Source organism: Providencia alcalifaciens DSM 30120 (assembly GCF_000173415.1).
Taxonomy (GTDB): Bacteria; Pseudomonadota; Gammaproteobacteria; order Enterobacterales; family Enterobacteriaceae; genus Providencia; species Providencia alcalifaciens.
Window position 1 is genome coordinate 1 of record NZ_ABXW01000057.1, and the last position, 598, is coordinate 598.

The window sequence follows — 598 nt, forward strand, 5'->3', positions numbered from 1 at the left end:
GAAATTAACAGAGGTAATATTTCAGCATGTCAAAGCGGAATACCCTAAAGAAGCGTGTGGCGTGATTTGCCAAAAAAGTCGAGTCAAAAAATATTTTCCCTGCCGAAATCTTTCCGATAATCCAACTGATCATTTCGAACTTTCCCCAGAAGACTATGCCGCAGCCGAAGATTGGGGCAATCCAATAGCGATTGTTCATAGCCATTGCGGGGATGGAGTGACGTCTCAACCGAGCGAAATAGACAAATTGCAATGTGATGCTTCGGGACTACCGTGGGTGATAGCTTCCTATCCGGAAGGTGATATCCGCATAATCCAGCCTAGAATTGAGCGTGAGTTAGAAGGTCGTCCGTTTGTGCTTGGTCACGCAGATTGTTGGTCGCTCATTATGGATTATTACCGACAGATGCACGGGATTGAGCTGCATAATTACAGCGTTGAGAGACACTGGTGGGAAGAGGGTGAAAACTTGTATATGGATAACTGGCAGCAAGCGGGCTTTGTCGAGTTTGCCGGTGACTTAAAGGAGGGCGATATGGTCATTATGCAAGTGCAAGCTCATGTTCCGAACCATGCAGGGGTGATAGTGAATGGTATG

General features: G+C 46.5%; 1 protein-coding gene. It reads left to right on the forward strand.

Annotation, left to right across the window (positions count from 1 at the left end; genetic code table 11):
* Positions 1-598, forward strand: a 598-nt coding sequence (locus PROVALCAL_RS14710) for a C40 family peptidase (RefSeq protein WP_006660110.1), incomplete at both ends; no start/stop codon positions are given.